The following is a 26,622-nucleotide window of genomic DNA, read 5'->3' as shown; positions in this document are numbered from 1 at the left end:
GACTTCTCGCTCGATTAGCGACGAGGGCCGCCGTCCACACCGGTCTCCTCGGCCAGTCGGTCGGTTTCGTCGTCGTCTTTCCACTCGCCGAGTTCCTTCGGGTCGATGTGGACGAACACGTCGTCGACCTCCGGAATCTCGCGTATCGACATGACGATTTCCGTCTCGATATCGTGGGCATCACGGACGGTCATGTCGCCTTCGACTTCGATGTGGAGGCTCACGTCTATTTCGGGGCCGACGTAGTGTGCGACCACGTCGTGTGCGCCGCGGACGTCGGGATGTGAGAGCGCACGGCGGATAATCTCGCTTCTGAGGTCGTCCGGCGGCGCGCGGCCGACGAGGTAGTTCACGTTGTCGCGGACGATTTCGTACCCCGTGTAACCGATGCCGAGAGAGACGACGGCAGCGGCCGCGGGGTCGAGAATCGGTGCGCCGAGTCGCGTGCCGAGGACGCCGACGAGTGCCGCGCCCGCGGTGAGGATGTCGTTTCGGTTGTCGAGGGCGGCGGCGACGAGTGCCGGAGAGTTCTGGCTCTCGCCGACTCGCCGGCAGTAGTGGTAGAGAACGTACTTCACAACGGCGCTTGCGACGAGCACCCCGACGGCGACGAGGCCGACCGACTCGCCGTAGCTGCCGGTGAGCACCGACTGGGTGGCTTGCCACAGCACCGCTGCACCGGCCGCGAAGATACCGACCGCGACGAACAGCGAGACGAACGGTTCGATTCGCTCGTGGCCGTGGGGGTGTTCGAAGTCCGGCGGTTGGGTTGTGATGTACAGCCCTGCGAGAACGACGAAACTGTAGACGGCGTCCGAGAGGCTGTTGACCGCCTCCGACCCGACGGCGAGGCTCCCCGTGGAGTACCACGCCGCCGCCTTCGCCGCCGCGAGTGCGAGGTTGGCCACGAGAACGACCATCCCGACCCGTCTGACGACCCGCTGCCGGTCCATCGGTCGGAGTAAGACACCCCCGCTGAAAGAGGCTTTGGAGTGACTGTCGGCTGTAACGATTCACTCGGCACGAGGTGTGTCCAAAGCGGGTGACACCGCAAGACGAACCCGCGAACGAACTCAGTCGAATCGAATTTCGACCGCCGAGGCGTCGTCTTCGACCGTCGCGCCCGCTTGCCCGGCGAAGGCGTCGTGGAGGCGGTCGTAGGTGTCTTCGAGCGCTTCGACGAGCACTTTTGTATCGCCGATGACGGGCATGAAGTTCGTATCGCCCGACCACCGAGGGACGACGTGGGTGTGGACGTGGTCCTCTATCGAGCCACCGGCGGGGCCGCCGAGATTCAGCCCCGCGTTGAACGCGTCGGGTCCGATAGCCGTTCGGAGGGCATCGAACGTCCGTTGTTTGAGACGAGCGTGGTCGAGGAGGTCGGCGTCGGTGAGGTCGGTGTACTCGCCGGTGTGACGGTAGGGGATGACCATCACGTGGCCGGGATTGTACGGATAGTTGTTCAGGAGCACGAAGCAGCGCTCGCTGCGGGCGACGATGCGGTTCTCCCTGTCTGCGTCGTCGTCGGGGAGCGTGCAGAACGGACAGCCACCGCCGCCGCCGCCGTCGCTGTCGCGTTCGACCCACTCGATGCGCCACGGCGCGAACAGTTGGTCCATGACACAGTCACAGTCGCCAGTCGCTTAGGCGTATCTCACCGTGGACGAAGAGCGAGCCACCGTCGGTCGTTCCTGGCCGTTGTCCGAAGATAGCAACGCCGAGAGCGTCGACTCCGCTCGGTATCGACGGGGCGGTCGGAGTTCGAAAGCCCAACCTCGGCGACCGACAACGATTTATCATGTTGCTTACTCTGCTGAACGGTTTGAACGGTCCCCCTATTACGACCGGTTAAAGTCGCCGCCGTCTTGCGATGAACGGTCGAAATACTGCGGAACGGAGGTGTGCCTTTATTCGTAAATCGCACATACTGTTGTCTGAAATGGCGACGAAACCCAAACCCGATGGGGTGACGGAGACGTGTAACCACTGCGGGAGGGAGACGACACACGACGTCCGTGTCGAAATTCGGACCGAAAGCAAGAAACGCGAGAACGCGGAGTTCTCCCGTGAACCGTATCGAATCTCGGTCTGTGGTACCTGTGGTGCGGAGACGACACAGCGGATGAACAACGCGTGAGTGCGATGGGTACTCGTACGATTTAGTTTCACCTCGGGCAGCGTTCTCCAGCGATTGGTGAGAAGTAACGGCACTGGTTGGTGAGCGCCGAGATTGGTGGGTGTACACCGAGACGGATGAATGCACGCCGAGACACATCACTCGCTGACGTACTTATCCCCGCCGCGTGGCCAGCGGTAAAGGGTTCACGCTCGCGGCGAACCTGGTGTGCTGTGAGCGGTTTATCCGCATCACTCCCCAACTGAGAGTATGGTCTCAGTAGGCGACGACGCACCCGAGTTCACGAACAAAGTCGCAAACGGTGACGTGGAGGAGTTCACGCTCTCGGAGCGAGTCGAGGAGGGACCGCTGGTTCTCGCCTTCTTCCCCGGCGCGTTCACGCCGCCGTGTACGAACGAGATGACTTCCTTCGAAGAACACATCGACGAGTTCGAGGCGGCCGGCGCGTCGGTGTACGGCCTGAGCGCCGACTCGCCGTTCAGTCTGAACGCGTTCCGCGACGAGTACGACCTCTCGTTCCCGCTGGTCAGCAACATGAGTCGGGAGACGATTCAGTCGTACGGCCTCGAAATCGACGTCGAAGAACTGGGCCTGCACGGCGTCGCCAACCGCGCCGTCTACGTCGTCGACGAGGACGGCGAAGTGACGTACGCGTGGGAAGCGGACAACCCGGAGAACGAACCCGACTACGACGAACTGCTGGACGCCGTCGACGCGTAACGCTCGAAGCGTTGTCAGTCGACGAGGAGGGCGAGTTCTGACGACGCAACCGAACCGCGATTTTTCACCGGCCAAATACACCGGTAACGTGTGATTTCCCGGCAGTGACCGCTCAGTTCGTCGTAATCTCGCAACCGTCTTCGGTGACGATGACGGTGTGTTCGGCCTGACTGACGAGACAGCCGTCGTCCTCTTTGAGTACGGGGTAGCCGTGGAGAACGTGATTCTGTTCGAGGCGGCGAATCGCCATCTCCGCGCGGGGAACGTCCAGCCATCGGGCCGCAAAGGGAAGCGTCCGGTAGTTCTCTTTGACTTCGTCGAGAACTTGACGCGCCTGCCGGTTTCGGACCGAGCGGTCGTTTTCGAGGCTGTAAATCTCCTCCTTCACGCCTTCGGTCACCTTCCCGCTGCCGTCGGTGGCGAACGGTTCGATGGCGACCACGTCGCCGACTTGGAGTTCGACGCCGCGTTCAGCCCCACGGTTCGGGATGTTCGGCCCCGTGTGGGCATCCCACTGTTGGACGCCGTGACCGGAGAGATTCAAGATAGGCATATAGCCGTAGCCACGGATGACGTCCTCTATCTCCGCGCCGATAGCGCCCGTCTCCGCACCCGGTTCGACGGCGTCGAGCGCGGCGTCGAGCGCTTCCTCGGCGGCTTCGACGAGTTCGTCGTTGCCTGTGAGGTCGACGGTGACCGCGGCGTCGGCGATGTAGCCGTCGACGTGGACGCCGACGTCGAGACAGACCATGTCCTCGCCGAACTCGGTGTCGTCGTCGCGAGCGGGCGTCGCGTGCGACGCCTCTTCGTTGACGCTGATGTTGACCGGGAACGCGCATCCGGCGTCGTGTTCGTGGATGCGTGACTCGGCGTACTCGGCGACTTCGAGGTGCGTGACGCCGGGTTCGACCATCTCCGCGGATTCGTCTAACACGGTTCGGAGAATGTCGCCCGCCTCGCGGTACTTTTCGACCGTCTCGTCGTCGAGATGTCCGATGCTCATACCCGCAGGCTTTGACCGACCGAGGCAAAGAGGTTGCGGGACGGCGGGCACTCCGAGCGCAACCCAACGAACGGGCGGCGGGTGTTACGAAACCCACCGACCGGTCAGCAGGTACGAACGTCTCTATTCCGCTATATAGCGCACCAGACACCTCTTAGCAACCGTTTATCGGGAGAACGTCTTACGGCGAAGCAACTGGTCGAATGGCATCTACACCACAGTTTTCGGACGCAATCGAAGCACAACACCGACGCGTCGACGCGGACGAATGGGCCAACATCTACGTCGTCGGCGACGTCCACGGCTGTCTCGACGAACTCGACGCCCTGCTCGCGCGTCTGGACCCCGGCGACGACGAGTTGGTGGTGTTCGTCGGCGACCTGATTCGGAAAGGCCCCGACAACGGGGGTGTCGTTCGTCGCGTCCGCGAGATGCCGAACCTCGTCACTATCCGCGGCAACAACGAGGAGAAAGTGATTCGCGGCGAAAAGGACCCCGACGGATTGGACGACAGCGACGTCGAGTGGATGCGGTCGCTTCCGGTCGCTATCTCGTGGGAGGGCGCACTCGTCGTTCACGGCGGCGTCGACCCGCGAAAACCCCTCTCGGAACATTCGGTCGACGACCTCCAGAACACCCGGTCGCTCGTCCCCGGCGGTAGCTACGACCCGCCGTACTGGTTCGAGGAGTACGAAGGACCGGAGCGCGTGTTCTTCGGCCACACCGTCCTCGACAGTGCCGTCCACCGCGAGTACGCCGTCGGCCTCGATACTGGCTGTGTGTACGGGGGCAAACTGACCGCCATCGACTGCAGTCGCGACGCGCTGATTTCGGTCGACCTCGGGCGGACGGTCCAGAGCCGTAAAGACTCGAAAATCGTGATTCCACCACGGGCAACGACCGAAGAGTAGACAGATGCCATTTTGGGAGTGGTTCAAAGACGGCCGTGAGAGCGGTGAGGACAGTGGAACCGACGAACGAAACCGAACGAGAACGAACGGAGCGAGCGATGCCGAAAGCGAACTGGGCGAGACGGAAAACGGACCGGACGATGCCGAAACCGACGACCTCACGGTATCGGAAACCGAGTCGAAAACGGTCGAGAAGCGCGAATTCGACGATTTGACGCCGCCTTCGTCGGGTCAAGACGAAGACGCCGGCGACGGCGTGGACGAGAAAACAAGTGACACCTCGGCAGACGACGGTGTCGAGACTCCCAACGACGAGACGAGCGAGTCCCTCGACAGCCCCGACGACGAGACGACTGACTCCGTGGACACCGATATCCCGGATACCGCTGGTAACGGTGAGAACCCGAGTACACCCGGAGACGACGGTACAGGCGACGCTGCCGCCGACGTCTACGGCCTCCCGACGGGGAGATCGGTTGAGGGGCGACCGACGCCGCTGACGCCGCTCCGTCCGACTGTCGGCGAAACCGGCACACGAGTCGGGCCGATGGGCGACGACCCGCCGGCAGGACCCGAGTTGCCTGCGATTGGCGAAGACGACGTCGACTTCGGGAGCCACGAGTTCTACCTCAACCGCGAACTGAGCGAACTCGCCTTCCAGCGACGGGTGTTGTTCGAGGCGCTCGACGACAGAAACCCGCTGTTAGAGCGGGTGAAGTTTCTCTCCATCTTCACGACGAACATGGACGAGTTCTTCATGAAGCGTGTCGGGGGGCTGAAACAGCAGATAGACGCCGGCGTGACCGAACTCACCGTCGACGGACGAACCCCGAGCGAGCAACTGGTGGAGATTCTTGCGGAAGCCCGGGAGATGTTCGAAGCACAGGCACGCTGTTACCGCGAAGAAATCGAACCGTTGCTGGCCGAGGCGGATATCCACATCGTCGACTACGAGACGCTCGACGACGACCGACAGACGGAACTGCGCGACTACTTCGAGAGTTCGGTGCTGCCGACGTTGACGCCGCTGACGTTCGACCCGGCACATCCGTTCCCGTTCATCTCGAATCTCAGCCTCTCGCTGGCGGTGCGCACACGAACTGACGGTGAGACGAAGTTCTCGCGGGTGAAGATACCGCAGAACCGTCCGCGACTCGTCCAAGTCGGCGAGGAGACACGGTACGTCCCGCTGGAGCAAATTATCGACGCGAACCTCGACTTGCTGTTTCCGAACGTCGAACTCGTCGACAGTTCGCTGTTCCGTGTGACGCGAAACGCCGAAGTCCGGCGGAACGAGGAGGTCGCAGAGGGCCTCATCGACATGATTGAGGAAGTGCTCCGTCAGCGCCGGTTCGCCACCATCGTCCGCCTCGAAGTCGAATCCGAGATGGCCGACGAAGTGCGCGAACTGCTGACGGACCAACTCGACGTTGACGAACAGGAGGTGTTCGAGTTGGACGGTCCACTCGACTACCGCGAACTCATGTCGTTGACCGACCTCGACCGTCCCGAGTCGAAACTGGAGTCGTGGACGCCGCAGATGCACCCACGGTTTGCGACGCTCGACGCCGAGCGACCCGCCGAACTGTTCGCCGAAATCGCCCGCGACGACGTGTTAGTTCACCATCCGTACCACTCGTTCACCAACACCGTCCAGACGTTTCTCGACGCCGCCGCCGAAGACCCGGACGTCCTCGCCATCAAGGCAGCAATCTACCGGACGGCGCACGATTCGAGCGTCATCGAGACGCTCATCGAAGCCGCCAAAAACGGCAAACAGGTCGCCGTGATGGTCGAACTGAAAGCCCGCTTCGACGAGGAGAACAACCTCCGGTGGGTCAAACGCCTCGAAGAGGAGGGCATCCACGTCGCGTACGGCACTATCGGGTTGAAGACGCACTCGAAGACGGCACTCGTCGTCCGCGAGGAAGACGACGGCGTCTCGCTGTACTCACACGTCGCCACCGGCAACTACCACTCCGAGACGGCGAAGACGTACACCGACCTCGGCCTTTTGACCGCCGACCGCGACGTCGGCCAAGACCTCGTCAGACTGTTCAACTATTTCACCGGGCACTCGCTGCACGAGCAGTACCGGAAACTGCTCGTCGCCCCCGGGAACATGCGCGAGCGGTTCACCGACCTCGTACGCCGCGAGGCCGACCACGCCCGAAACGGCGAGGACGCACGCATCGTCGCGAAGATGAACTCGCTCGAAGACCCCGAGATGGTCGCCGAACTGTACGAGGCGGCGATGGCGGGCGTCGACATCGACCTCGTCGTTCGCGGCATCTGTCGACTCCGACCCGGCATTCCGGGCGTGAGCGACAGCGTGAACGTTCACAGCGTCGTCGGGCGGTTTCTCGAACACTCACGGGTGTTTTACTTCCACAACGCCGGCGACCCCGAGTACTATCTGGGGTCCGCAGACTGGATGACGAGAAACCTCGACAGACGCGTCGAAGCCGTCGCCCCGGTGGAGGACCGAGCACTCCGTGAGCAACTCCGAGACGTGCTGGACGCGATGCTCGCCGACAACCGCAAACGGTGGGTGATGCGACCCGACGGCTCCTACGAGCAGGTTCGCCCGAGCGGGGACGAAGCGCCATATGTGGCCCACGACTCACTGATGCAACGGGCGCGGCGAAGCGCCCCCGAAGAGGAGCCACGAACGGGAACGGAGAACCCGACTCGCGAGTCGGCGGTCGACCTCGACGACGTGTTCGTCGACGACCGGTGAGTCGGCTGCCATTCGAGACGACTTCTCGCTACGTTCTACAGGTTCGGTCGCTGCTGGCCGGCGGGCCGACCCGAGCGAAACCACTCACGGCGGCGACTGGGAGACGCCTAGGCCGCGCGGGACGAACGGCTGGTCGAACCAATCAATTTTCGTGCAGTAATTCGAGCTTTTCGCCAAAAACCCGCAGACAGCGCAGTGACAGACCTCAGAGATAAGCTCCGCTTGTTGAGCCAAAACGGCCGTTCTGGTTTATTATCGAATCTACAGTGATTGAAAGCGTGAGTTCCACAACCATACGGACGGCCGTCGCGTTAGTGACTGCGCTCTTGCTTGTTACGGCAGGCGTTCAGCCCGCGATGGGCGGTGCGGCGACGACGGCACAAGAGAACGTAACGTTCACCGACGTGTCGGTGAGTGAACTACAGGTCGACGGTGGCACCGTAGAGAACGTCACCGTCGAGCGCTTGGTTGTCCAGGAGGTGGAGATTGGTGACCAAGGGACCGTCGAACAGGGCGTCTTCGAGGACGTCTCCTTCGACAGTATCGAAGTCAGCGGCGTCTCCGTCGAGGACATCGAAGTCCAAGACGACGACGTGAACGAGGCAAGCGCCCGTGGTTACCTCAACTCCAGCGAGAGTGTCAGCCAGGTCGTCATCGGGACGCTCCGCGTCGACACGCTTTCGGTCGACGAAGTGAACGTCGAGGAAGACCAGACTGGCCTGCTCTCGGGTGACTCGATGTCCAACGAGAGCGAGTCGACCGAGGGCGAGAGCGACTCGATGGGTGACTCCAACGAGAGCGACTCGATGGCCGACGAGGGCGACTCGATGGGTGACTCCAACGGGACGATGGTCCTCGTCCGCGAGGTCAACGTCGACGAGATGGAAGTCGACTCGCTGACCATCCAGACGCTCCAGCAGTCGACGCCGATGCCGTCGGCGTTCGACGACACGGAGGGAATGGCCAACTACTCGCTCGGTGAGAACACGAACTCCACGCTGCAGGCTATCGACCAGGCCGAGATGGCCATCGACGCCAACCGCGAGCAGTTCACTGACGAGCAGTACGTCCAACTGAAGACGGAACTCGCCAACGTTCGCGCGGCGGTCGAAGACGGTGAAGTGACCGAGGAGGAATCCCAGGAACTCACCGACTCCACCGAGGAGATTCGCTCGACGCTCGACGACTCGAACGTCTCCGACGAGCAAGTCCAAGGCGCAGTCGACCAACTGCCCGACGAGGCCCGACAGGTCGGCTCCGGCAACGGTGACATGGTCGTCATCGACGCCGTCGACGTCGGAACCGTCGAAGTCGAGGAGATGACCACCGGAACCACGTCAGTTCGCGTGGCCGCCGAATGGGACAGCCTCGCTGTGACGAACGTCCAAGGGCCGTCCGAAGTGTCGCCCGACGAGGGTTACAACGTCACCGTGACCGTCGTCAACCCGACCGACGAAACGGTCGCTGACACGGTCTCGTACCGTCTCGGCCTCTCGTCGTCGGCGAGCGAACTCGTCGTCGTCGAACCCGGCGAGACGCAGACGGTGACCTTGGAGTTCAACGGTGTGAGCGAATCTACGCTCGAACGCTCCGGAGAACCCCAGCACATCGTCACGACCTCGAAGACGCAGGTGACGCTCCCGGTTTCCGTCACCAACTCTTCGTCGAACTCGACGAGTAGCTAATCAACCCGTAGCGACGCCCGAAAAACCTTTTTTGGACGCTTATCGGCGAGCGATAGCGACGCTCGTCTGCATCCCGTCGGTGTTGAACGCGCTTCCAGCGCCGGCGTCGTCGAGGACGATGATACCGGCATCCGAGCCCGTGAGTTCCCCGAACTCCGCCATCGCGCGGTCGGCAGCGGCCTGTGCATCCAATCCGTTTTCGAGGTGTCGAACCGCCCGCCGCGAGAGCGTCGCCTTGGCGATGTCTTCGCCTGCACCGGTCGCGCTCGCGCCGCCGGCGGGCGCACAGTAGAACCCGGAGCCGATTTGCGGCACGTCGCCGACGCGGCCGGCGAGGGCGAACCAGCGCCCGCCCGTCGACGTCGCGGCGGCGAACGTCTCGCCGTCGCTGGCGACAGCGCCAACGGTGTCGTGGCCGCCGAACTTCTCGCGGAGCCACTGGAGGTGGTCTCTCGGGCTTCCCTCGGGTGCGTCGCTGTCGGCCCAGCGCTCGCGGCTCTTCTCGGTGATGAGGTCGACACCCGTCTCGACGCCGTAGTCGGCGGCGAGGTCGACGGCGTGGTCGCCGACGACCAAGACGTGTGGGGTTTCCTCCGCGACGACCCGGGCGGCGGAGACGGCGTGTTCGACGCCGGGCATCCCCGCAACTGCGCCGGTTTCGCGGTCGCTCGTCATAATGCCTGCGTCGGTTCGGACGACGCCGTCGGACTGGACCGCGCCGCCGACGCCCGCGTTGAACCGCTCGTTCGACTCCAGAATCTTGACCGCCTCTTCGACGGCCGAAAGCGGCGTCGACTGGGCCGCGCCGGTGTCGGCGGCCTCGTCGAGCGTCGCCTGTCGGGGTTCGGGTTCGTCGGGTGTGCCGCCCGCGCCGCCGTGTACGATGACCTGCATGGCGGCGGGTGCGCACCACGGCCCTAAAAGGGCGGGCAATCCGGCCAGCGAGGCGGGACAGTCGCTCGAATCACCGTGAAACCAACCGAAGCGACACGTTCGGGCGTCGCTGGCACAAAAAAGTCGGCAGCCTGTTCAGTCGTCGTCGGAACTCACCGCGCCGTCGCTGAAGTTCGGCGACCCGCTGCTGGCCCGGCCGGCCCAGTTGTCGATGTTGTCGGCGACCCATCCGCGCGCGCCGAACCCGAGTGCGAGGCCTGCTCCGATGGCGATGGCTGCACCGAGGCCGTAGGCGACGGCTTGAGCGACGATGTACAGAACACGGACGCTGAACCCCATCGTGTCGAGACCGATGACGAGCACGCTGAAATAGAGGAACAGTCGGACGCCGTCGGCGAAGACGCCGGAGTAGCGCGTCTCGCTTGCCGTCGAACTCTGTTGGACGACACGAGCGATGAAGTCCGCGATGATGAAGCCGAGAACGATGACGAGCAGACCGGCGAGGAACGCCGGGAGATACGAAACCGCAGCGGCGACCCACTCCGAGAGCAGCGTGATAGCGAGTGCGTTCGCCGCCGCGAGAACGGCGAGCAAGTACACGTAGTACGCCGCCAGTTTCCCGAGCGTAGCCGAAACCGCTTGTTCGGTCCCGCCGAGCGCCCGGCCGACGGGCGTTCGGAGCGCCATCCGGTCGATTTCGGCTCTGTCGACGACTTCGCGGACGACTCGGCCGACGACTCGACCGATAACCCACCCGACGAGCAGAATCGCCAACGCTCCGAGCAGTCGAGGCACGAAGGCGATGATGGATGCGACCGTCTCCTGTAGGAACTCCGGAACGCCGAGTTGGAGCGCGACGAACATCGGTGCTGCGGGCGCGACTGCGAGGTTCGTACTCTGTTCGGTGTCGGTGCTTGCGTGGTAGTCTGGTTGGGACATGACCACGGTGTAAGTCGGCTTCGAGTGGCTTCAATTCAGTGCTTATAGATATGAATAAAGTGTGGCGTGCACACTATCGAACCCGCCATCGCCACCACCGTGAACGCCCGAAACGCTAGTTATCCGACGTATCGGCTACCGAAGGTGGCCGAATAGTTATTCAGTGCTTACGTTTCGGCCGATTTCGTCCTCGAAACCGCGGAGTTTCTCGACCGACAGGAGGTCCGGAGGAAACGTCGGCCTTGACACGCCGTCGGGACGGACAGTTCGTCGTTCACGGTTGCCACGAACGTCGACTAATCGACGAGGCCGTGCGACGTGCTACCGTCGACGTGTTGGGCGAAATCTTGCCGTGCGAGGTACAGAACGGCAGGCCTTTTACGCTGCCTCGAAAACCACTCGTTGTTCATGAGCTACGACAAAGTCGAGGTCCCCGAGGAGGGCCAGAAGATTACAGTCGCCGACGAGGAGACCGGCGAACTCGACGTTCCCGAGAACCCGATTATCCCCATTATCCACGGAGACGGTATCGGTACGGACGTCGGTCCCGCCGCACAGAAGGTACTCGACGCCGCCGCCGAGGCGACGGGCCGCTCCATCTCGTGGATGCGCGTTTACGCCGGTGAGTCCGCCCGCGAGAAGTACGACGAGAACCTCCCCGACGACACCGTCGACGCCATCAAGGAGTTCAACATCGCCATCAAGGGTCCGCTGACGACGCCCGTCGGCTCGGGCTTCCGCTCGCTCAACGTCGCCCTGCGTAAGAAACTCGACCTCTACGCGAACGTCCGTCCGACCTACCACCTCGACGGTGTCCCGTCGCCGGTCAAACACCCCGAGAAGATGGACATGGTCACGTTCCGCGAGAACACCGAGGACGTGTACGCCGGCATCGAGTGGGAAGCCGGCACCGACGAAGTCGAGAAAGTCAAGGCGTTCGTCGAAGACGAGATGGGCTACGACTCGACCATCCACGACGGACCGGTCGGTATCGGCATCAAGCCCATCACCGAATTCGGCTCGAAGCGTCTCGTCCGCGAGGCCATCGACTACGCCATCGAGAACGACCGCCCGTCGGTGACGCTCGTCCACAAGGGCAACATCATGAAGTTCACCGAAGCGGCGTTCCGCGACTGGGGCTACGAGGTCGCAGAAGAGGAGTACGACCAGACCATCACCGAGGACGAACTCTGGGAGGAGTACGACGGTGAGCGTCCCGAGGACAAAATCGTCGTCAAGGACCGCATCGCCGACAACATGCTCCAGCAGCTCCTCACCCGAACGGACCAGTACGACGTCATCGCGACGATGAACCTGAACGGTGACTACATGTCCGACGCCGCCGGTGCCCAAATCGGTGGCCTCGGCATCGCACCGGGCGCGAACTTCGGTACCGCCCGCTGTCTCGCCGAACCGGTCCACGGCAGCGCGCCGAAGTACGCCGGTCAGGACAAAGTCAACCCGACCGCGATGATTCTCTCCGGTCGTCTCATGCTCGAGTACATGGGCTGGGCCGACGCCGGCCAGCTCGTCCGCGACGCCGTCGAGGAGACCATCTCCTCGGGCGACGTCACCTACGACCTCCACCGTCAGATCGAGGGCGGCAACAAACTCGCCACCAGCGAGTTCGCCGACGCCATCGTCGAGAACATAGAGAAGTTGTCGTAGACAACTTCTCTGGCTCGCGCGGTGAAAACCGCGCGAATATAGAGAAACTCTCGTAGAGAGTTTCTCTGACCTTCGCGGCTCCGCCGCGAAGACATTGAAAAGCTATCGTAGATAACTTTTCGCGCGCTCGGAAATCATCGGTTTTCCGGAATCGACACGGGTAGGACACGCGACGTGACCATTCCACGCGTCGGCGAGACCGACGTACTGTCCCTCAGACCCGTCGAATCCGTCCGAGAACGTCACCACGGCGGAACTCGCCGTTCTCGGAAACCGACTGTTCGACGAGTTCGCCCGACGCGGGTGCAGGCACGTCGATGCTCACTTTCTCTATCTGAATCTCACAGACGGTGTCGCCCTTCGACACCCGGCCACCCTGCCGGACGAACCAGTTGGCGACCACCGCCTCGTCGATGTCGTCGGAGTCGTCGGGCCAGATTTGCTCGGAGTCGATAGCGACCGTCTCGTCGCTCATTCTTGGGTTCGTCGCACCGCCGCGGCGATGTCGTCGGCGTCGGGGTTGACCTCCTGTTCGAGCGGCCGTGCGTACGGGACGGGCACGTCGGGTATCGCCACGCGTTCGACGGCGTCGAGGTCCGACAGCGCCTCGTCGGCGACGCGGGCGACGACTTCGCCCGTCAGGCCGAACGACCGGTAATCCTCGTCGACGACGACGAGTCGGCCCGTCTTTCGCACGGAGTCGACAACTGTCTCCGTATCGAACGGCACGAGCGTCCGCAGGTCGATTACTTCCGACTCGATACCGTCGTCAGCCAGTGTCTCCGCGGCGTCGAGCGCCCGGTGGACGTGCAGACCGAGTGTGACCACTGTCGCGTCGTCGCCCTCGCGTTTGACGTCGGCCTCGCCGAACGGAATCTCGTACGGCGCTTCGGGAACGGCAGTCTTCGGTCCCGACGGCGACGGCATCCAGCCGAGTCCCATCAGGCGTTTGTGGAACAGGTAGACGACCGGGTCGTCGTCGCGGATGGCGCTGTGCATCAGTCCCTTCGCGTCGTACGCCGTACTCGGGACGACGACTTTCATCCCCGGAAGATGGGCAAACGTCCCGTACAGCGTCTGCGAGTGCTGAGCGGCGTCGTTGTACGTGCCGCCGACGGCCGACATGAGCACCATCGGCACGTTGACCGCGCCGCCGCTCATGTACGTGTTCTTCGCCATCTGATTGTAGATCTGGTCCATGGCGACGCCGAAGAAGTCGACGAACATCAGCTCCGCAATCGGGCGCATCCCCGCCTGTGCTGCGCCGACGGCAGCGCCGATGAACGCCGTCTCGCTGATGGGGACGTCCATCACCCGGTCGCGACCGAACTCGTCGAGAAGGCCCTCCGTGCTGTCGAAGATGCCGCCGTAGTCGGCGACGTCCTCGCCCATCACGAACACCTCGTCGCTCTCACGCATCTCCGTGGCGATGGCTTCGACCATCGCCCGACTCATCGTCAGTTCGCGGTCGCTGGATTGGGTCGCGTTCTCAGTTCCTGCCTGCTGTGCACCGCTGTCCTGTTCTTCGGTCGCCATCAGCGTTCACCTCCTGTTTCGTCCGCAGTCGCGTCACTCTCGACCGTTCCACCGTCGGTCGCCGGGGTCGACGCCGGCGGGTTCGAGAACACGTCCTCGTACGCCTCCTCGGGGTCCGGTTCCGGTTGCTCCTTTGCGAACTCGATAGCGTCGTCGACGCGTTCTTCGGCTTTCGTCCGCAGGTCGTCGAGCGTCTCGTCGTCGACGCCCTCGGCGCGCAAGTCGTCGGCCAGCCTGTCGATTGGGTCGAGTCGTTTCAGTTGCTCGACCTCGTCTTTGGGTCGGTAGCCCTCCGCGTCGCCCATGAAATGTCCCATGTGGCGGTGGACCTGTACTTCCAGCAGCGTCGGTCCGTTACCCGCGCGGGCGCGGCCGACGGCGTCCTCGGCGGCCTCGTAGACGGCGATGGCGTCGTTGTAGTCGACGCGGACGCCCGGCATGTCGAAGCCGTCGGCACGCTGTGCGCCGTTTTTGACGTCGGTGACGCGTCCTTTCGGCATGCTAATCGCCCAGTCGTTGTCCTCTATGACGAACACGACCGGCAACTCGTGGACCACCGCGAGGTTGAGCGATTCGAGGAATCCACCTTGGTCTATCGCGCCCTCACCGAGAAACGCGACAGCGACGCTGTCGGTCCCGCGCTTCTGCGCCGCCAGCGCTGCACCGACTGCGGGCGGACAGCCCTCGGCGATGATGCCGCTGCACGCGAAGTTCACGTCCGGGTCGAACAGGTGCATATGTCCACCCTTACCCTTGCAGAGGCCGGTCCGTCGACCGAATATCTCCGCGGTCATCCGTTCGAGGTCGACGCCTTTCGAGATGGCGACGTGGTGCGGTCGGTGCGGCGCGGTCACCGTGTCGTCGTCGCGGAGGTGCGCGCAGACGCCGGCCGCCGACGCCTCGTGACCCGCCGCGAGGTGTAACTCGCCCGGAATCGGCCCGGCCGAGATGTCGAACGCCGGCTGTTTTCCCTCCAGATACTCCTCCTGTAACCGCTCCTCGTAGTACCGCGCGGTCACCATCTCCTCGTACATCCTCGTCAGCGTGCTCTTGGACAACATGTTACCACGTTCGTTGGTAACACAAACCACGATATGAACGTTATTTCAGGTTGTCAGATACTCACGTGAGCGCGGACGAAAGACGGTGAGAACGGTCGAACCGGTCGGTTCCTACTCTTGCCAGTCGGGGTTCAGGCGTGGCGGACTGAAGATGTCGACGCCACGAACCGGTTCGTCACCGCGATTCTCGGCGCTGTGGGGTTCGCCGCCGGGGATGGCGTACGAGTCACCCTCGGTGACGCGAATCTCCTCGCCGTCGACGACGAACGTCAGCGTCCCTTGGGTGATGTAGCCGGTTTGCTCGTGGGGATGGTCGTGTTCGGGTACCGTTGCTCCGGCGGCGATGTGGAAATGCTGGACGCTCATCTCCTCGCCCGCGGCGAGTTGTGCGAGATGAACGCCGGATACGGCTTCGGTCGTCTCTACGTCCGACAGCGACAGTCGTTCCATGAGGTGTGCGCGCACGCCGTCCGAATAAAGCTACTGCGGGTTGAGGCGTCGCCAGCGCTATCGAGGCGCGCGGAGTTCGGCGTACGGCGTCGGTCGTTCGATGACGACGTTGACCACCGCGCCCAAGAGTACGAGGATACCGCCCAAGTAGAGCCACGTCACGAACAGCAGAACGGCACCGAGAATGCCGTACGCTTGGTACTGTGAGGCGTTCTGCGCGTAGTACAGAAACCCGAGTTGGAGGAGAATCCACCCGCCGGCAGCGACGACGGTTCCGGGGATGATGTGTTTGAACGTGACGGGGACCGGCGGCAGAATGTAGTAAATCGGGAGGAGAACGAGGATAAGTAGCACGAACAGCGAGAGCGTCGTCACGAACGCCGGGTAGGGAATCGAGAGGTCGACGAACGTGACGACGAACCCCGCGCCGACCATGAGGGCGATAGCGACGAGGACGACGCCGAGAACGAGCAACCCGTCAAGCAACCGGCCGAAGAAGCCGATGGAGAGAAAACTGCCGTACACTTCCCCAAAGGCCTTCGAGAGCCCACGAAACATCTTCAGCGCGCCCCAGAGCAGAAAGCCGAGACTGGCGAGACTCGCCCCTCGTCTGCCCGCAGAACTGGTCAACGCCTGTTCGAGCACCTCTCGGCCGCTGTCGGAGATATACGCGCTCACCTGATTCAGCAACTGCATTACGACCTCACCTTCGCCGACGAACGTGGCGAGTACGAACACGAGAATCGCAAGCGGGATGAGCGACTGCAGCGCGTAGTAGGCGAATCCGGCGGCGAGAAACGTGATGTCTCTGTCGCGGGCGACCCGGACGACAGTCCGAAGCGTACTGGTCAGTCCCACGTAGAGTCACTGCTCACAGACACACTGCAACGACTAGGAGTATAGCGTTTCTTCCGGATTCCGGCGACAGTCAGCGCAGATAACATCTCACGTCGGAGCAGTAGATTAAACCTCGCCGGCCGACCACACCGAGACATGTACGCCGTCGTCGGTTGCAAGGGCTGTTCGAACATCTGGATTCTCGAAAACCCACGCGAGCAGGCGTCGGCGCAGTGTTCTCGCTGTGGCAAGCGCCACCAGACGAAGAAACTGCGGAAGATGTACACCGCCGATGACCACGACGCCGCCCGACAGGTTCGCTCGGCGATACTCGCCGAAAAACAGGGCGCGTCGGAGGCGTTTTCGAATCTCGACTCGGTTTCAGAGATGGAGACGCAACTCGACGACGCACACATCTCCGACCGTGAGTATCTCGAACGCTCGGGCCTCGATGCCGACGAAGTCGCCGCCGCGGGCGACAGTTCCTCGTCGTCTTCGTCGTCGAAATCGCGGCGCGAACTCGTCGAAGATGCGGTGGAAACACAGGACCGACCGACGGAGGAGGAAGTCGTCAGCTACGCCACAGAGCGCGGCGTCCCGGCCGAAAAGGCGCGCGATATCTTGGAGAAACTCGCCCGTCGCGGCGAGGTGTCGGAGAGCGGCGGTCGGTATCGGTCGCTCTGAATCGGCGAACTCCTCTGCACCGCCTCAGAGTTCGGTGCCCAACACCAGCACCCCGCCGACGACGAAGAAGATGATTCCGGCACCGACGCCGAAGTCGCCGAACGAGAGCGCACAGAACAACCCGGCGGCGGCGAAGTAGAGTCCGAGAAGAACAGTGCGAATGTCGTCGAGCGCGCCGAGAACGGTAGTCCGCTGTGAAGCCATGAATCGAATGGGAACGTGCGCGGCTTAATTCCACCCGTGAACGTGGGCGAACAGTCATGGTTTCACAGGGTCAAAATAGCCTGTGACCCGAGACATCGTCATCCAGTCGGGCGTGCGGTGGACACTGCGCCTCGGACTGCTGGCTCTCCTCTCGCTTTTCGTTCTCACTCGGTCGGACGTCGTCAGCGAGAGCAATCCCACTGTGGTCGCCGTGGGTGCGGCCATCATGGTGGTACTGCCGTTCGTCGCCGCGGCGGGCGCGTACCACGGTGGGGCGAACGTGAGGGCTGGTGGATTGGCACTCATCGGCTGTGGATTCCTCGTCAGCGCGCTTGGATGGGCGAACCTCCTCGGTTATGACGTGGCGCTGTACGGTGGTCTCACCTGTATCGTCGTCGGAGCGACGGCGATGACCATCGGACAGGCGTGGTACGAGTCGGCGAACTTTCGCGGAGAGAATGCACAGTAACCAACTGGAGTAGTCGGATTTCACGCAGACACTCGGCCGACGCGATGGCTGCAACGGCTACTGTCGCTTTCGACCGCTTCGACCGCAGTCCCGCGTTCGTACGCAGTGACGCTACCGACCCAGTTCCTCGTGCGCACTCGACAGATGCCGCGACCCGAGCGCCGCGAGCAACGAGAGTTCGCCCGCGAGCGACCCGACGGCGATAGCTTCGGCGAGGGCGTCCGCGTTCGCACCTGCCGGGTCACCGCCGCCGCGGACGCCGAGCACGTCGAGGCCCTCCGCCTGTGTCGGCAGTTTCGTCCCGCCGCCGACGGTGCCGACTTCGAGACTCGCCAAGGAGACGGAAACGTAGAGGTCGCCGTCCTGAACTTCGGCGGTCGTGATGGCGTTCGAGCCTTCGACGACTTGGGCGGCGTCCTGCCCGGTGGCGAGGAACATCGCGGCGACGACGTTGGCGACGTGGGCGTTAAAGCCGAGACTGCCGGCTTTCGCGCTGCCGACGAGGTTCTTTCGGGTGTTGATTTCGGCGATGGCTTCGGGCGTCGTGTGGAGTTTCTCTTCGACGGTTTCTCGCGGTATCGTCACGTCCGCGGTGACGCTTCGTCCGCGACCTTCGACGGCGTTTATCGCCGCCGGTTTCTTGTCGGTACAGAGGTTGCCCGAGAGCGCGACGAGCGAGGCGGTGGTCTCCTCTTCGACCACGTCACACGCCGCCTGCGTGGCGATGGTGGCCATGTTCATCCCCATCGCGTCTTTGGTGTCGTAGCGGAAGCGCAGGAAGACCGAGTTGCCGACGACGTACGGCGTCACGTCGAGCAGTTCGCCGTGGCTCGTCGTTTCTTCGGCCGCCTGCTTCAGTGCCGACTCGTTGTCTCTGACCCACGAGACGAGCGCTTCGGCTTCGACGATGTCGGCGACGCGGAACACCGGCCCGCGGGTCATTCCGGATTTCGTCACCCGCGCCCGTGCGCCGCCCGCAGTGTCGACGACGGAGAGGCCGCGGTTGACCGAAGCGAGAAGCGCGCCTTCGGTCGTCGCCAGCGGCAGGTACTTCTCGCCGGAGACGGCCGCACCGTCGATGGTGACCGGCCCCACGACGCCCATCGGAATCTGGGCCGCGCCGACCATGTTCTCGATTGCGTTGTCGGCCACCTCGGCGGGGAACCCGTAATCGCCGACGGCGTCGAGCGAGGCGCCGGACTGTTCTTCGACGAGGAGTCGGCGTGCCGCCGTCGCGGTGTCGGCGTCGGCGTGTTCTTCGAGTTCGTGGAATCTGAGGTCGCCGTCGCGGACGCGGTCGGCGAGGGCTTCGGCGTCGGTCATACCCTGTCGTCCTCGCGGCGGTCGCTAAGGAGTGTCGGTTTTCGCCACTCTCGAACGCCCGCTTCCCGAACGATTTTGCCGTTCCCCGACCCCACGACCATCATGACCGAAGCAGCAGACCTCCTTCTCGTGAACGCGGAGGTCCACAGCCTCGTCGGTGCCGACGGGAACACAGACGGCGACGCCGACGAGACGTTCGAGGCGCTCGCCGTCCGCGACGGCCAAATCGTCCGTCTCGGCTCGACGTACGACGTGGAGTTTCTCGCCGGTTCCGAAACTGAGGTCGTCGATTTGGACGGTCGGGTCGTCCTCCCCGGATTCGTCGACGCCCACGTCCACCTCTCGATGACCGGTCGCTACCTCGTTCACGCGAACCTCTCGGGCGTGTCGAGGGCCGGTGAAGCCGTCGACCGACTTCGAGAGCGTGCCGACGAGGTCGGGTCCGACGAGTGGGTTCAGGGCTACGGCTACGACGAGAGCACGTGGGACGAGCCGCGCTATCTCACCCGCGAGGACCTCGACGGCGTGTCGGAGACACAACCGGTCGTCGCGTTCCGCGAGGACATGCACGTCGCGTCGCTCAACTCCGTCGCCTTGGAGCGCTGCCGCGCCGGAATGCCCGACGACGACGTTCACACCGAAGGCGGTGAACCGACCGGAGTCGTCGTCGAGGAAGCCGTAGACCCCGTGTTCGAGGCCGTCGAACCCGACGCCGGGGAGATGCGCGAACTGCTGGCCGCCGCCCAGCGGCGGGCGAACGAACTCGGCACCACCGGCGTCCACGACATGGTCCGACACTCGCGCGCGCCGCAGGTCTACCGCGAGATGGACCTCGCTGGCGACCTCTCGCTTCGAGTTCGAATCAACTACTGGGCCGACCACTTGGACGCGCTCGAAGAAGCCGGCTTGCGGACGAACCACGGCAGCGAGATGGTACGGACGGGCGCGATAAAGAGCTACACCGACGGGAGCTTCGGCGGTCGAACCGCGAAGCTTTCGGAACCCTACAGCGACGACGCGGACGCGACCGGCCAGTGGGTCGTCGACCCCGAGGAGTTGGGTGATATCGTCGCCCGCGCCGACGACGCCGGCTTCCAGATGACCGCCCACGCCATCGGCGACGAGGCCATCGACGCCGTGTTGGACGCCTACTCGGAAACCGGGAATCCCGGCGAGATGCGCCACCGCGTCGAACACGTCGAACTCGCCTCCGACGAGGCTCTCGAACGGTTCGGCGAACTGGGCGTCGTCGCCTCCGTCCAGCCCAACTTCCTGAAATGGGCCGACGAAGGTGGTCTGTACGCGTCCCGACTCGGCGACCGGCGGACGCAGACGAACCGCTATCCGGCACTGCTCGACGCGGGCGCACCGCTGGCGTTCGGGTCGGACTGTATGCCGCTGGACCCGCTTCTCGGGGTTCACTGGGCGGTCAACGCGCCCGCCGAGAGCCAGCGTCTCGGCGTGACCGAGGCGCTTCGAGCCTACACACTCGGGGCGGCGTACGCCGGGTTCGACGAGGAGCGACTGGGAACCGTCGAAGTCGGGAAATGCGCCGACTTGACCGTTCTCGAAGAGTCGCCGTGGGACCACGCCGATGAAATCCGTGACCTCGGCGTCGCCATGACCGTCGTCGACGGCGACGCCGTGTACGACGGACGCTGACCGACTTCGAGCAATGACGCCGACCCGCCTCAAGCAATGACGCCGACCCGCTTTGACCGAAAATCGACGAGACGCGGTCGCTGCTTCGCTTTCGACAATCGAGCCAGAGCGTTCTTGTTTCGACTGCCCTAGTGGAGACGTGCGGACTGACTCTCCGAGACGGCTCTGTCCCAGTCGTCTCGACACCCGTCCCCGCCGACGCTTGTCGGACGATATCGGCGTCCGGACCTCTGAAGCGACCCTTCCGTTATCCGCGACTGATGTGACCGTATTTGAGCAACGCGACGAACACCGACCCGCCGACGACGTTACCAAGTGTCGCGAGGACCAGGAATCGCCCGTAATCGGCGAGAGTTATCTCGGGGGCGAGAAACAGCCCGAAAAGCACCTCGACGTTGCCGGCGATAGAGTGCGGGAGGTGGAGAAGACCGATGGCAGCCGTGATGAGCCAGATGATGAGGAGACGGCCCATCGTACTCTGGGCGGCGGTGACGAGCCACGAGAGCAACCCCATCAGCCACCCGGCGAGGACGGCCGACAGGAACATCCCCCAGGCACCGTGGTCGATGAGTTTCTCTGCGACGGTGACGAACGACTCGGGACGGACGACGCCGATAGTGGGGATGACGTTCACGACGAACAGGGCGAAGACGAGTCCACCTATGACGTTACTCACGAATATCACCGACCAGAGTCGGCCGAGGTCTCTGAGGGAGGCCCGGCCGTCGATGACGGGCAGCACCGCGAGCGTCGTGTGTTCGGTGAACAGTTCCGACCGACCGAGAACGACGAAGATGAAGCCGATGGAGTAGGCGCTGGCGAGCAGCAGTTCGGTCGGGAGGTCACCGTAACTCCCCGCCGAGAGCGTGAGGATGACGGCCATCAGAAGCGGACCGAACCCGATATCGAGTCCCGCCGACAGTCCGGAGAGGAACAGTCCGTCGAGTTCGCGGTGGATTTCGTGCAGTCCTTCCTCGATTTGCGTCTCGAGGATGTCGCGCGCTGGCGTCTGTCCGCCGAAGAACCGCGTCGGCGTCTCGCCACCGTCCGACTCAGCCACGGTACCGACCGCCTCTCTTCGGGGCGAACGACGGAGTCAACGTCTCGATCATATCTCCATAGATGGACGCCCCGTACGTAACGATTCGGCATGAGAGGCTTTATTTCGACTCGAACGGAGCGGTTCGACGGCGCGAACAGTCAGTTCTCGGACGCGCCGACCGGCCGCGCACAGCCGTTCACGTCAAGCACATCCAACGAGTCGTCGAGGACGATACACATCGAATCGTCGCCACACGGAATGTCGAGACGAATCTCCAGTGGGTCACACGAGAGAATCTCGGTGTGTTCGTCGCTGACGCACCACCGGAACGTCCAGAACGGCCGCGTGCTGAGGTCGACGCCGCGTTCGGCGTGGAACGTCATCACGTCGGCGTTGTCCAAGAGATTGAGACCGACGGCGGAGTGCAGACGGTTGTGACAGCGACGACACTCGTGGGTCACTTCGACGTCGAGGCCGGGGTACTCCGTCTCCTCCGAGAGCGTCGTCTCCATCCGACCCATGCACTCGGGGCAGACGCCGTCGGCGGCGAGACAGTAGTGGTGACGGACGTGGTGGTGAAACGCCTGCAGCAGTTCTTCGGGCGTCCGGTCGTCCAGTCCGCCCGGCGGGAACGGGTAGCTGACGTGGACCGCCGCGCAGTCGTCGCAGGCGATGGTGAGTCGTTCCTCGGCGTACCACGCCTGCAGGTCGCCGCCGCAGTCGTAGCAGTCGCCGTCGGCGTCGAACGGTTCCAACTCGGCGCGGTCGGTGAACGTCCCGGCGAAGACGGCGCGGACGACTTTCCATCCCGGGTAGCGAAACGAGTAGCCCTCGTCGGTCCGGCGGACGAAGTGGTCGGTGAGTTTCTTCAGGTGATAGTTGAACTGGGCGCTGTCGTCGACGTCGACGCGGTCGTACAGTTCCGAGAAGGAGACCGGTTTTTCCGACCCCTCTTCGTCCAACAGTGCCTGCAGAATTTCGATTCGCGTGTCGTTGCCGAGGAGCGCGAACGCCTCGGCGGGGGCGATACCGGCGTCGTCGGGAACCGCCGACTCACGCTCGGTAGAGTGGCTCATGTCAACGTCTTTCGGGAGACGTAGCAAAATCGTTACGCCCGACGACTGAGGTGAGCGGCGAAACGAGGGGAGAATCGACAGGTTAGAACGGGAGTCGGCGGTTAGTGAGCCAGAGGATGGCTCGGCTCAGCATCTACGCGAAGTACTACGCCTACGTCACGACGACGTACGCGAGCTTTACCGCCGCCATCTGGATTCTGTTCGTCCGCGCACAGGGACTCTCGTTTGCCGAGGTTGGCTTGCTCAACGCCGTCTGGTGGGTCGGCCTCGTCGCCGCCGAGATTCCCACCGGCTACGTCGGTGACCGCATCGGCCGCCGAAACGGGATGCTCGTCGGAACCGTCGTCATCGCGCTCTCGACGGTCGGAATGGGGCTGTCGACGACGTTTCCTCAATTTGCGCTCGTCTACGGCACGTGGGCGGTGGGCCAGACGTTCCGCTCGGGCAGCGACGACGCGTGGCTCTACGAACTGCTCGACGAGCGGGACGCGACCGCCGAGTTCGCGGCCGTCAAAGGGCGTGCAACGGGACTCGGCCTCGCTATCGGCGCGCTGACCGCGCCGCTCGGCGGTGCACTCGCCGACGAGAGCTTTCGGCTCCCCTTCTTTGCGACGGCGACGGTGACAGCGCTCGGTATCCCTATTCTCTTGTCAGTACCGGAGACGGGCGACGACAACGCCGAGCGGTTCACCGTCGCGGCAGCGGTCGGCGTGATTCGTCGCCGCCTCGCACGGCCGCCACTTCGGGCGTTCGTCTGCTACTTCGCGCTGCTGTTCGGCGTCGTCCAGATGACGTACATCTTCGACCAACCGGTCGCCCAAGACGTCGCACTCGCGGCGGGCGTCCCCGAGTCGGCGACGAAAACCGCCGTCGGCGTCGTCTACGCGGGCTTCACGCTCGTCGCCGCCGCGGTGAGCTACCGAACCGGGTGGCTCCGTCGCCGAGTCGGCATCCGTCGGTGGTTCGCCGCGGTTCCGTTTCTCGTCGGCGCGCTGTTCGCCACGCTGTGGGTCGCGCCGATTCTCGCCGTCCCGGCGTTCTTCGTCGCCCGCGCGGTCAACACCGCCTCCGTCACGCTCGGCAATCAGTATCTGAACGACCGCATCGACTCGGCTGGGCGGGCGACGGTGCTCTCCTCGGCGTCGATGGTGTACTCGCTGGCGGTGATTCCGTTCGAGGTTGTCGGCGGCGTCGTCGCCGACGCCACCTCGCCGCTCGGCGCACTGGCGCTGTTCGGTGTCGTCCTCGTCGTCGGCGCGGCGGCGATGCGAGCGGTCGCCCGACCGGTCACGTAGTTACCCGAACAGAACAAAAACAGCGCGTCAGCGGATTAGATTTGGTTCCACGGCGCGTCGTCGAAGTCGACGAGACGCTCCTCGCGGTCGAGGTCGTCGATAGTCGAGACGTCCTCGTCGTCCAGTTCCAGTTCTTTGGCCTCGAAGTTCTGTCGGATGTGGTCTTCGCCCGTCGCCTTCGGGATGGGAGCGACTTCGTCCTTCGAGAGCAACCACGCGAGTGCGACTTGTGCGGGACTCGCATCGTGTTTCTCGGCGACGTCCTGTATCTCGGAGACGTCGGCGACCTGATTGCGCGCGATGGGGCAGTACGCGACCAGCCAGTGGTCGTCTTCGCGGGCGTACTCGCGGAGTTCGTCCTGCTGGAGCATCGGGTGCATCTCGACTTGGTGGGCGAATATCGGTGCGTCGAGGTGGTCTTTCGCCTCGTCGAGTTGGTCGGGCCGGAAGTTGCTCAGGCCGACGTGTTCGACGACGCCCTCGTCGACGAGTTCGTCCAGCGCCGGGAGCGTCTCCTCGGGGTCGTACGTGTTCAGCGGCCAGTGGACGTACATGAGGTCGATTGTGTCGACGCCGAGTTTCTCGGCGCTCTCGTGGGTCGTCTCGATAACGTCGTCGTAGCCGAGGTTGCCGGTGTCGAGTTTGGTGGCGACGAACAGGTCGTCGCGGTCGACGCCCGCGGCCGAAATCCCGTCGCCGACGGCCTCCTCGTTCTCGTAGCCCTGTGCGGTGTCGATGTGGCGATAGCCGACGTCGATGGCCGTCTCGACGCTCGTCGCGCACTGGTCGAGGTCCTTGTTCTGGTAGGTTCCGAGTCCGAGTCGCGGAAAGTCCATAGGGTCGGTTCGCGGAGGCGACGCCAAAAGTCTCCGGTCGCGGCAGAGGCGTCTGCTTCGCGCGCGTCGGGTGAGAGATGCCGCAACGCCCAACAGCCAGGGTATCGTATCGTGACAGTATGTCCGAACTCGTCATCTACGGCTCGTACGGCTACACCGGGTCGCTCGTCGCCGAGAAAGCGGTCGAGCGGGGTCTCGACCCGATTCTCGTCGGCCGCGACGCCCAGAAAGTGACCGACCAAGCCGACGAACTCGGCGTTCGCGCCCGAGTCGCCTCCCTCGACACCGTCGCCGACCGAATCGACGACGCCCACACCGTGGTGAACTGCGCAGGCCCCTTCTCGAAGACCGCCGAACCGATGGTCGACGCCTGTCTCGACGCGGGTGCGAACTACCTCGACATCACCGGCGAGATTCAGGTGTTTGAGCGCCTGAACCGCCGCAGTTCCGAAGCCGAGGAAGCCGGAGTCACGCTCCTTCCGGGCACCGGGTTCGACGTGGTGCCGACGGACTGTCTCGCCGCCCACCTCGCCGAGAGACTGCCGAACGCGACGCATCTCTCGCTCGGCTTCGACACCTCCGGGTCGCTGTCGAGAGGGACACTGAAGACGGCCATCGAAGGGTTCGGCGACGGCGGCGCGATTCGTGAAGACGGCAAACTCCACCAGGTTCCGAGCGCGTGGAAAACCCGCGAAATCGACTTCGGGCGCGGGTGGCGAACCGCCGTCACCATCCCGTGGGGCGACGTCTCGACGGCGTACACGACCACCGGAATCCCGAACATCGAAGTGTACTCGACGTTCCCCGACTCGACGCGGCGGACGATGGAGGCCCAGCGATATCTCGCGCCGTTGCTCGACACGAAACCAGCAAAGCGCGTGCTCAAGCGACTAACCGACCGGTACGCCGAGGACCCGAGCACCGAAGAGCGAGCGGACGCGACGGTGTACGTCTGGGGTGAAGCGACCGACGACGGCGACGAGCGCGTCGTCTCCCGACTCCGGACGCCGCACGCCTACGCGCTCACCGCGGAGACGGCGGTTCTGTGCGCCGAGAAGACGCTCGCCGGCGACGCACCCGTCGGGTATCAGACCCCCGCGAGCGCGTTCGGCGCAGACCTGATTCTGGAGGTCCCGGGCGTCGAGCGGACCGACGAGGACGTGTGGGCCGAATCGGAGGCCGACGCCGACTCAGAGGCCGACTCGGCATCTGCATCTGCATCTGCATCTGTCGAGAGCGACGAGACCGACGGCGAGACGACCGGAGACGCAGACGACGTCGACGGCGAGGTTATCGAGAAACGTGAAGTCGTCGACGACGCGGACGACGACGCGGAAATGGCTGACGAGGACGCAGACACCGACGATGACGGTGACGCTGGCGACGAGACTAGCGCTGACGACGAAGACGAGGGCGAGGACGAGAACGAAGGGAAAGCCGCCGAGTAACC

General features: G+C 63.9%; 26 protein-coding genes. 11 read left to right on the top strand and 15 right to left on the bottom strand.

Features of this window, described 5'->3' with window-relative positions; all coding sequences use genetic code 11:
- Positions 1–14 precede the first annotated feature (14 nt).
- On the bottom strand, positions 15–953 hold the full coding sequence (locus AUR64_RS12935) for a cation diffusion facilitator family transporter (RefSeq protein WP_058582360.1): 939 nt from the start codon (positions 951–953) through the stop codon (positions 15–17).
- A gap of 120 nt (positions 954–1,073) precedes the next feature.
- Positions 1,074–1,619, bottom strand: a complete 546-nt coding sequence (locus AUR64_RS12930; RefSeq protein ID WP_058582359.1) for an HIT family protein — start codon at positions 1,617–1,619, stop codon at positions 1,074–1,076.
- A gap of 320 nt (positions 1,620–1,939) precedes the next feature.
- Between AUR64_RS12930 and AUR64_RS12925 the strand changes: the two genes are divergently transcribed.
- Both AUR64_RS12925 and AUR64_RS12920 read left to right on the top strand, forming a co-directional pair.
- A complete protein-coding gene (locus tag AUR64_RS12925; RefSeq protein ID WP_058582358.1) occupies positions 1,940–2,137 on the top strand; it encodes a DUF7835 family putative zinc beta-ribbon protein in 198 nt (65 codons plus the stop codon).
- Positions 2,138–2,386: 249 nt separating this feature from the next.
- The gene (locus tag AUR64_RS12920) at positions 2,387–2,857 is read left to right on the top strand and encodes a redoxin domain-containing protein (protein WP_058582357.1); all 471 of its coding nucleotides are present in this window, start codon (positions 2,387–2,389) and stop codon (positions 2,855–2,857) included.
- Positions 2,858–2,969: 112 nt separating this feature from the next.
- On the opposite strand, the gene map is transcribed toward AUR64_RS12920, so the two are convergent.
- Positions 2,970–3,860: a type II methionyl aminopeptidase gene (gene map / locus AUR64_RS12915; protein WP_058582356.1), complete on the bottom strand. Its 891-nt coding sequence runs from the start codon at positions 3,858–3,860 to the stop codon at positions 2,970–2,972.
- 203 nt (positions 3,861–4,063) lie between these two features.
- Between map and AUR64_RS12910 the strand changes: the two genes are divergently transcribed.
- The 3 genes from AUR64_RS12910 to AUR64_RS12900 all read left to right on the top strand — a co-directional run bounded on the left by AUR64_RS12910 (position 4,064) and on the right by AUR64_RS12900 (position 9,196).
- Positions 4,064–4,771, top strand: a complete 708-nt coding sequence (locus tag AUR64_RS12910) for a metallophosphoesterase family protein (protein WP_058582355.1) — start codon at positions 4,064–4,066, stop codon at positions 4,769–4,771.
- A gap of 547 nt (positions 4,772–5,318) precedes the next feature.
- Positions 5,319–7,511 (top strand): polyphosphate kinase 1, encoded by a 2,193-nt coding sequence (gene ppk1, locus AUR64_RS12905; protein ID WP_058582713.1) that lies wholly within the window; start codon positions 5,319–5,321, stop codon positions 7,509–7,511.
- 278 nt (positions 7,512–7,789) lie between these two features.
- Positions 7,790–9,196, top strand: coding sequence for a hypothetical protein (locus tag AUR64_RS12900; RefSeq protein WP_155120609.1), 1,407 nt, complete (start codon positions 7,790–7,792; stop codon positions 9,194–9,196).
- A 39-nt stretch (positions 9,197–9,235) separates the two neighbouring features.
- Here AUR64_RS12900 and AUR64_RS12895 read toward each other — a convergent pair whose 3' ends face one another.
- Together AUR64_RS12895 and AUR64_RS12890 are read right to left on the bottom strand one after the other, a co-directional pair.
- Complete coding sequence (locus AUR64_RS12895) at positions 9,236–10,090, bottom strand: isoaspartyl peptidase/L-asparaginase (RefSeq protein ID WP_058582353.1); 855 nt, start codon at positions 10,088–10,090, stop codon at positions 9,236–9,238.
- 135 nt (positions 10,091–10,225) lie between these two features.
- Complete coding sequence (locus tag AUR64_RS12890; protein ID WP_058582352.1) at positions 10,226–11,029, bottom strand: mechanosensitive ion channel family protein; 804 nt, start codon at positions 11,027–11,029, stop codon at positions 10,226–10,228.
- Positions 11,030–11,437: 408 nt separating this feature from the next.
- Here AUR64_RS12890 and icd point away from each other — a divergent pair, with 408 nt between their 5' ends.
- Positions 11,438–12,697, top strand: a complete 1,260-nt coding sequence (icd, locus tag AUR64_RS12885; protein WP_058582351.1) for an isocitrate dehydrogenase (NADP(+)) — start codon at positions 11,438–11,440, stop codon at positions 12,695–12,697.
- Between the two features lie 214 nt (positions 12,698–12,911).
- Here the strand turns inward: icd and AUR64_RS12880 are convergent, their stop codons facing one another.
- From AUR64_RS12880 to AUR64_RS12860, 5 genes are all read right to left on the bottom strand, one after another.
- Positions 12,912–13,172 carry a lipoyl domain-containing protein gene (locus AUR64_RS12880; RefSeq protein WP_058582350.1) on the bottom strand — a complete coding sequence of 87 codons (261 nt, stop codon included), beginning with the start codon at positions 13,170–13,172 and terminating at the stop codon, positions 12,912–12,914.
- Positions 13,169–14,233, bottom strand: a complete 1,065-nt coding sequence (locus AUR64_RS12875; protein WP_058582349.1) for an alpha-ketoacid dehydrogenase subunit beta — start codon at positions 14,231–14,233, stop codon at positions 13,169–13,171. The genes AUR64_RS12880 and AUR64_RS12875 overlap by 4 nt, the downstream gene beginning before the upstream one ends.
- Positions 14,233–15,267 (bottom strand): thiamine pyrophosphate-dependent dehydrogenase E1 component subunit alpha, encoded by a 1,035-nt coding sequence (locus AUR64_RS12870; protein ID WP_058582348.1) that lies wholly within the window; start codon positions 15,265–15,267, stop codon positions 14,233–14,235. Before AUR64_RS12870 ends, AUR64_RS12875 begins: the two co-directional genes overlap by 1 nt.
- A gap of 138 nt (positions 15,268–15,405) precedes the next feature.
- Positions 15,406–15,744 carry a cupin domain-containing protein gene (locus AUR64_RS12865; RefSeq protein WP_058582347.1) on the bottom strand — a complete coding sequence of 113 codons (339 nt, stop codon included), beginning with the start codon at positions 15,742–15,744 and terminating at the stop codon, positions 15,406–15,408.
- A gap of 57 nt (positions 15,745–15,801) precedes the next feature.
- Positions 15,802–16,602 carry a YihY/virulence factor BrkB family protein gene (locus tag AUR64_RS12860; protein WP_058582346.1) on the bottom strand — a complete coding sequence of 267 codons (801 nt, stop codon included), beginning with the start codon at positions 16,600–16,602 and terminating at the stop codon, positions 15,802–15,804.
- Positions 16,603–16,737: 135 nt separating this feature from the next.
- Here AUR64_RS12860 and AUR64_RS12855 point away from each other — a divergent pair, with 135 nt between their 5' ends.
- On the top strand, positions 16,738–17,265 hold the full coding sequence (locus tag AUR64_RS12855; protein ID WP_058582345.1) for a DUF5817 family protein: 528 nt from the start codon (positions 16,738–16,740) through the stop codon (positions 17,263–17,265).
- Positions 17,266–17,289: 24 nt separating this feature from the next.
- Here AUR64_RS12855 and AUR64_RS12850 read toward each other — a convergent pair whose 3' ends face one another.
- The gene (locus AUR64_RS12850; protein WP_058582344.1) at positions 17,290–17,469 is read right to left on the bottom strand and encodes a hypothetical protein; all 180 of its coding nucleotides are present in this window, start codon (positions 17,467–17,469) and stop codon (positions 17,290–17,292) included.
- Positions 17,470–17,551: 82 nt separating this feature from the next.
- On the opposite strand from AUR64_RS12850, the gene AUR64_RS12845 reads away from it, so the two are divergent.
- On the top strand, positions 17,552–17,938 hold the full coding sequence (locus tag AUR64_RS12845) for a hypothetical protein (RefSeq protein ID WP_058582343.1): 387 nt from the start codon (positions 17,552–17,554) through the stop codon (positions 17,936–17,938).
- Positions 17,939–18,049: 111 nt separating this feature from the next.
- On the opposite strand, the gene hmgA is transcribed toward AUR64_RS12845, so the two are convergent.
- A complete protein-coding gene (gene hmgA / locus AUR64_RS12840) occupies positions 18,050–19,261 on the bottom strand; it encodes a hydroxymethylglutaryl-CoA reductase (NADPH) (RefSeq protein WP_058582342.1) in 1,212 nt (403 codons plus the stop codon).
- A gap of 102 nt (positions 19,262–19,363) precedes the next feature.
- On the opposite strand from hmgA, the gene AUR64_RS12835 reads away from it, so the two are divergent.
- Positions 19,364–20,923: an amidohydrolase gene (locus AUR64_RS12835; RefSeq protein ID WP_058582341.1), complete on the top strand. Its 1,560-nt coding sequence runs from the start codon at positions 19,364–19,366 to the stop codon at positions 20,921–20,923.
- A gap of 247 nt (positions 20,924–21,170) precedes the next feature.
- Here AUR64_RS12835 and AUR64_RS12830 read toward each other — a convergent pair whose 3' ends face one another.
- Positions 21,171–21,983 carry a formate/nitrite transporter family protein gene (locus AUR64_RS12830; RefSeq protein ID WP_058582340.1) on the bottom strand — a complete coding sequence of 271 codons (813 nt, stop codon included), beginning with the start codon at positions 21,981–21,983 and terminating at the stop codon, positions 21,171–21,173.
- A gap of 140 nt (positions 21,984–22,123) precedes the next feature.
- A complete protein-coding gene (locus tag AUR64_RS12825) occupies positions 22,124–23,041 on the bottom strand; it encodes a winged helix-turn-helix domain-containing protein (RefSeq protein WP_058582339.1) in 918 nt (305 codons plus the stop codon).
- Between the two features lie 104 nt (positions 23,042–23,145).
- Between AUR64_RS12825 and AUR64_RS12820 the strand changes: the two genes are divergently transcribed.
- On the top strand, positions 23,146–24,336 hold the full coding sequence (locus AUR64_RS12820; RefSeq protein WP_240479609.1) for an MFS transporter: 1,191 nt from the start codon (positions 23,146–23,148) through the stop codon (positions 24,334–24,336).
- A 35-nt stretch (positions 24,337–24,371) separates the two neighbouring features.
- Here AUR64_RS12820 and AUR64_RS12815 read toward each other — a convergent pair whose 3' ends face one another.
- On the bottom strand, positions 24,372–25,172 hold the full coding sequence (locus AUR64_RS12815; protein WP_058582337.1) for an aldo/keto reductase: 801 nt from the start codon (positions 25,170–25,172) through the stop codon (positions 24,372–24,374).
- Between the two features lie 119 nt (positions 25,173–25,291).
- Here AUR64_RS12815 and AUR64_RS12810 point away from each other — a divergent pair, with 119 nt between their 5' ends.
- Entirely contained in the window at positions 25,292–26,620 is a 1,329-nt protein-coding gene (locus tag AUR64_RS12810; protein ID WP_058582336.1) for a saccharopine dehydrogenase family protein, read from the top strand.
- The last annotated feature ends 2 nt before the right edge of the window (positions 26,621–26,622 follow it).

It is taken from the genome of Haloprofundus marisrubri (assembly GCF_001469955.1).
Lineage (GTDB): Archaea > Halobacteriota > Halobacteria > Halobacteriales > Haloferacaceae > Haloprofundus > Haloprofundus marisrubri.
This window is presented reverse-complemented; position numbering and strand designations above follow the sequence as displayed.

Bases quoted from the DNA above. Each gene is read 5' to 3' on its own strand.
- AUR64_RS12850 (WP_058582344.1), bottom strand. From the start codon at position 17,469: ATGGCTTCACAGCGGACTACCGTTCTCGGCGCGCTCGACGACATTCGC.
- hmgA (WP_058582342.1), bottom strand. From the start codon at position 19,261: ATGACCGACGCCGAAGCCCTCGCCGACCGCGTCCGCGACGGCGACCTC.
- ppk1 (WP_058582713.1), top strand. From the start codon at position 5,319: ATGGGCGACGACCCGCCGGCAGGACCCGAGTTGCCTGCGATTGGCGAA.
- AUR64_RS12870 (WP_058582348.1), bottom strand. From the start codon at position 15,267: ATGTACGAGGAGATGGTGACCGCGCGGTACTACGAGGAGCGGTTACAG.
- AUR64_RS12890 (WP_058582352.1), bottom strand. From the start codon at position 11,029: ATGTCCCAACCAGACTACCACGCAAGCACCGACACCGAACAGAGTACG.
- AUR64_RS12930 (WP_058582359.1), bottom strand. From the start codon at position 1,619: ATGGACCAACTGTTCGCGCCGTGGCGCATCGAGTGGGTCGAACGCGAC.
- map (WP_058582356.1), bottom strand. From the start codon at position 3,860: ATGAGCATCGGACATCTCGACGACGAGACGGTCGAAAAGTACCGCGAG.
- AUR64_RS12920 (WP_058582357.1), top strand. From the start codon at position 2,387: ATGGTCTCAGTAGGCGACGACGCACCCGAGTTCACGAACAAAGTCGCA.
- AUR64_RS12835 (WP_058582341.1), top strand. From the start codon at position 19,364: ATGACCGAAGCAGCAGACCTCCTTCTCGTGAACGCGGAGGTCCACAGC.
- AUR64_RS12855 (WP_058582345.1), top strand. From the start codon at position 16,738: ATGTACGCCGTCGTCGGTTGCAAGGGCTGTTCGAACATCTGGATTCTC.
- AUR64_RS12935 (WP_058582360.1), bottom strand. From the start codon at position 953: ATGGACCGGCAGCGGGTCGTCAGACGGGTCGGGATGGTCGTTCTCGTG.
- icd (WP_058582351.1), top strand. From the start codon at position 11,438: ATGAGCTACGACAAAGTCGAGGTCCCCGAGGAGGGCCAGAAGATTACA.
- AUR64_RS12865 (WP_058582347.1), bottom strand. From the start codon at position 15,744: ATGGAACGACTGTCGCTGTCGGACGTAGAGACGACCGAAGCCGTATCC.
- AUR64_RS12815 (WP_058582337.1), bottom strand. From the start codon at position 25,172: ATGGACTTTCCGCGACTCGGACTCGGAACCTACCAGAACAAGGACCTC.
- AUR64_RS12825 (WP_058582339.1), bottom strand. From the start codon at position 23,041: ATGAGCCACTCTACCGAGCGTGAGTCGGCGGTTCCCGACGACGCCGGT.
- AUR64_RS12910 (WP_058582355.1), top strand. From the start codon at position 4,064: ATGGCATCTACACCACAGTTTTCGGACGCAATCGAAGCACAACACCGA.
- AUR64_RS12925 (WP_058582358.1), top strand. From the start codon at position 1,940: ATGGCGACGAAACCCAAACCCGATGGGGTGACGGAGACGTGTAACCAC.
- AUR64_RS12810 (WP_058582336.1), top strand. From the start codon at position 25,292: ATGTCCGAACTCGTCATCTACGGCTCGTACGGCTACACCGGGTCGCTC.
- AUR64_RS12880 (WP_058582350.1), bottom strand. From the start codon at position 13,172: ATGAGCGACGAGACGGTCGCTATCGACTCCGAGCAAATCTGGCCCGAC.
- AUR64_RS12895 (WP_058582353.1), bottom strand. From the start codon at position 10,090: ATGCAGGTCATCGTACACGGCGGCGCGGGCGGCACACCCGACGAACCC.
- AUR64_RS12875 (WP_058582349.1), bottom strand. From the start codon at position 14,233: ATGGCGACCGAAGAACAGGACAGCGGTGCACAGCAGGCAGGAACTGAG.